Below are 4,405 nucleotides of genomic sequence, written 5' to 3' on the forward strand. Positions count from 1 at the left end.
CTTAGGCTTTTTCATAGTAAGCGAAATACGCTTTTTCTTCAGGTCAACGTTAATTACCCAAACCTTAACTACCTCCCCGACCTTTACGACCTCAAGAGGGTGCTTTATAAATCTGTCGCACATCTGAGAAATATGTACAAGTCCGTCCTCATGAACACCGATATCAACGAACGCTCCGAAGTCTATTACGTTTCTCACTGTGCCCATAAGCTCCATGCCCGGCTTCAAGTCTTTAAGCTCCATAATGTCGCCACTTCTCATAAGCGGTGGCGGCAACTCGTCACGAGGGTCACGACCCGGCTTTTCAAGCTCCCCTACTATGTCCTTTAACGTCGGAGCACCAATGCCGATATCTGTGGCAAGCTTCTTCATGCCCATTGCATTGACTTTCTCAGCTATCTGCTTTACATCGCCCATGTCCGCAAGGCTCAGCCCGCACCTGTCAATAAGCGCCTGCGCGGCCTTATATGACTCAGGGTGAACAGCCGTGTTATCCAGCGGATTTTTTCCGCCACGCACTCTCAAAAAGCCTGCACACTGCTCAAATGCCTTTGCGCCAAGCTTCGGAACTTTCATAAGCTGCTTTCTTTCGGTGAAAGCTCCGTTTTCCTCACGGTAGGAAACAATATTCTTTGCAACTGTCATATTTATGCCCGATATGTATGACAACAATGAGTATGAAGCCGTATTAAGGTCAACGCCTACTGAGTTTACGCAGTCCTCAACAACGCCCTTTAAAGCCTCGTCCATTCTCGCCTTTGGCATATCATGCTGATACTGTCCAACACCTATTGCCTTTGGGTCTATCTTTACAAGCTCTGCAAGAGGGTCCTGCAAACGGCGTGCTATTGATACTGCTGAACGCAGTGAAACGTCATACTCAGGAAACTCCTCAGCCGCAAGCTTTGAAGCGGAGTAAACGGAAGCGCCTGCCTCAGACACCACCATGTAAGAAACTTTCTGCGGAATTTCTTTGATAAGCTCGGCTGTGAACTGCTCCGTTTCTCTTGAAGCAGTGCCATTGCCTATGGAGATAGTCGTAACGCCATATTTCTTTATAAAGCCCGTCAGAACACGCTTAGCACGCTCTGTATCCTTCTTTGGCGGAGTAATGTAGATTATCGCAGTGTCAAGCACCTTGCCCGTAGCGTCCACTACAGCGGTCTTACAACCGTGAGCATATCCTGGGTCAAGACCAAGGGTAACAGTGTCTTTAACAGGCGGCTGCATAAGAAGCTGTCTGAGGTTTGAAGAGAACACCTTTATCGCCCCCTCCTGAGCGTTTGCCGAAAGCTCCGCCCTTATCTCACGCTCTATGGACGGATAAATAAGTCTTTTATAGCCGTCCTCACAAGCAGCCGTAACAAGCTGTCCGCACTCTGACTTGTTTTTCATATATCTTGACACGCAGGCTCTCTCCCCTGCGCCCTCCGGGACATTCACTGATACTTTCAGAACGCCCTCTTTTTCGCCTCTATCCAAAGCCAAAACTCTGTGACCTGCTATCTTTCCCACAGCCTCGGCATAGTCATAATAGTTCTCATACACCGACTCGGTATTCTCGTCAGATGCTTTTGAGCTTATCACGCCTATCTGCGAAAACAACGTTCTTATGTATTTTCTCAGGTCAGCATCGTCAGAGATATCCTCTGCGATTATGTCCATTGCACCCTGCAAAGCTTCGTCCGCAGACTTTACGCCCTTTTCCTCGTTGATAAATTTTGACCCCTCGACCTGCGGGTCGCATTTTTTATCCTGAGTCAAGATAAGTTCAGCCAGTGGTTCAAGCCCCTTTTCTCTTGCCACCGAAGCCCTTGTTTTACGCTTCGGCTTAAAAGGTCTGTAGATATCCTCCACCTCCACAAGGGTCTTTGCATTTTCGATAGCAGACATTATCTCGTCTGTCATTTTCTCCTGCTCAGTGATAGAAGAGATTATCTCGCTTTTACGTTTTTCGAGATTTCTAAGATATGTGAGCCTGTCAGCGATCTCTCTAAGCACCTGATCGTCCAACGAGCCTGTAAGCTCCTTTCTGTATCGTGCAATAAACGGTATAGTTTTATCGTCATCAAGGAGTGCAACAGTGTTGTCTATCTGCTCCTGTCTGAGCTTAAATTCTTCCGCAAGGGTCTTGTTAATGTCCATGTTTTTACCAATCCTTTTTATTACTTTTTGCGTATTATCACATATAATATTATAGCACATTTTCGATAAAAACGCAACGAAAATGCGGTCGAAAACTGTAACAAAGATATTATATAATACATATAGGATTTATCAGAAAATTAATAAAAGCAGGCAAAAATGCACTTGAAAAAAGGGCTTGGATATGTTATCATAAAAGAATAAAACAGTATTCAGGAGTGTTTATATGCTAAATCAGTTTTCAAGAACCGAGCTTTTATTCGGCAAAGAAGCAATGGAAAAGCTCAGCAACAGCAGGGTTGCGATTTTCGGCATAGGCGGTGTAGGCGGATATGCAGTTGAAGCCCTTGCACGAAGCGGTGTAGGCGAGCTTGACCTTATAGATGATGACAAAGTGTGTCTGACCAACATCAATCGTCAGATAATTGCCACAAGAAAAACAGTAGGAAAATACAAGGTAGACGTGGCGGAGGAGCGTGTTCACGACATCTGCCCTGACATAAAGGTAAACACATACAAGTGTTTTTATATGCCTGACACAGCGGATCAGTTTGATTTTACTCAGTATGATTACATTATCGACGCCATTGACACTGTTACAGGCAAGCTGGAGATAATAAAGCGAGCAGACGTCGCAGGAGTACCTGTTATATCCTCAATGGGTGCAGGCAACAAACTTGACCCTACAGCATTCCGTGTGGCGGACATTTATCAGACAAAGGTCTGCCCTCTTGCAAAAGTCATGCGACGAGAGCTTAAAAAGGCAGGCATAAAGTCGCTTAAAGTTGTTTACTCAGAGGAACAGCCTATCAGACCGATAGAAGATATGGCTATTTCATGCCGTCAGGACTGCATTTGTCCTCCTGGTACGGCAAGAAAATGCACAGTGCGCCGTGATATTCCAGGCTCAACAGCATTTGTTCCGTCAGTGGTGGGTCTTATCGTGGCAGGAGAAGTTATTAAAGATCTGGCTAAGAAATAATACAAACAAAGGACGAACTATTGATCAGCTGTGGTATAATGGTTTTGGAAATCAATCGGGTATACAGCCCGACAAATCGTAATTTAGTGGAGGAGTACAAAAAAAATGGATAAAAGTGAAATTATTAAAAAGGTTGCACCATGTTCTTTAATGTGCCACACTTGTTCGGCATATAATGATGGGATAATTTGTGCGTCGGCTAAAACATTATTAAAATATTTAGAGGGCATAAAAGAATTTTATGAGGTACATATGCCCGACGCCGTAGAAAGCTATAACAACTTTGAGGGAGTACTTAGCATATATGCGGGTGCTTCTTGTTCAGGTTGCCGCAGCACAGAACATAATGGATGCAGCATCGAAGGGTGTTTTTTGCTTGAGTGCACAAAGAACCATGGCGTTGATTTTTGTGGAGAGTGCAATGAGTTTCCGTGCAAAAAAACGCAGGGAATTTTTGAAGAAATAGTATACAGGCAGTGGCTGGAGGGTAATCAACAAATTAGAGAATATGGTATAGAGGCATTTTGGAAAAATAATTCCGAAAATCCGCATTATAGACCATATAAAAAAATGATTTAAATTCCAATTTGTCGAGCAGATCACTTATCACAGCACTATTATTTGAATTTTTCAGAAAGGAAAAAATGTTATGCAAGAATGGCTCATGACTATAACGCTTGGAATAATCGGAGCATTTTTGATAGCTGTTACATATGCCGCATTATATCAAAGCAAAAAAAGCAAAAAACACATATCTGGATTTCCATTTTTCGGTGGGTTTATTCTTGCTGTTGCATTTCTCTTCTCTCCTATTAAATGGTTAGCTTTTCTGGGCTTCATTGATTATGGTTTGTGGCTCCTGCCATATGTATTGATTATGGATTATTATAACAACAAAAAATTCAAAAAGATATATATGCAGCAGAATTTTGAACAACGCATCAGTGATGAATCAAAAGAATTACGTATCAGAATTTCTGAAAGAAATGAAGAATGGGTACAGCCGTATATTACGAATTTAGTTTATGAACTCAAAGTGCCTAAGCTGTTATATGCTGTTTGTACAGACCAAAATGGAAAGAAATTTTTACTTATTGATAAATGCAAAAGAAAAAGCAACATTGAAATAGTTCCTTTTGACAATAATACTATTCTACTTACAGACCTCAACTCAAAAGATGTTGATTATTCAGTAGAAATTGAAATCAAAGACAATCCATAAATAGTTTCCCATTTATCGAACAGCTCCCTCATCGCAGCACTCATAACGGGTGCTAT

4 protein-coding genes are annotated in these 4,405 nt (G+C 42.4%); 3 read left to right on the top strand and 1 reads right to left on the bottom strand.

The window, feature by feature from the left end; all coding sequences use genetic code 11:
* Positions 1-2,145, bottom strand: a 2,145-nt coding sequence (locus tag QVO88_RS03415) for a Tex family protein (protein WP_288177749.1), incomplete at its 3' end; no start/stop codon positions are given.
* 226 nt (positions 2,146-2,371) lie between these two features.
* Between QVO88_RS03415 and QVO88_RS03420 the strand changes: the two genes are divergently transcribed.
* The 3 genes from QVO88_RS03420 (at position 2,372) to QVO88_RS03430 (ending at position 4,349) form a co-directional block, all read left to right on the top strand.
* Positions 2,372-3,127 carry a ThiF family adenylyltransferase gene (locus QVO88_RS03420; protein WP_022287125.1) on the top strand — a complete coding sequence of 252 codons (756 nt, stop codon included), beginning with the start codon at positions 2,372-2,374 and terminating at the stop codon, positions 3,125-3,127.
* Between the two features lie 105 nt (positions 3,128-3,232).
* Positions 3,233-3,706, top strand: coding sequence for a DUF3795 domain-containing protein (locus QVO88_RS03425; protein WP_022287126.1), 474 nt, complete (start codon positions 3,233-3,235; stop codon positions 3,704-3,706).
* Between the two features lie 70 nt (positions 3,707-3,776).
* Complete coding sequence (locus tag QVO88_RS03430; protein ID WP_022287127.1) at positions 3,777-4,349, top strand: hypothetical protein; 573 nt, start codon at positions 3,777-3,779, stop codon at positions 4,347-4,349.
* Positions 4,350-4,405 lie beyond the last annotated feature (56 nt).

This window comes from Ruminococcus sp. CAG:57 (assembly GCF_000435935.1).
In the GTDB taxonomy this organism is placed as follows: domain Bacteria; phylum Bacillota; class Clostridia; order Oscillospirales; family Ruminococcaceae; genus Hominimerdicola; species Hominimerdicola aceti.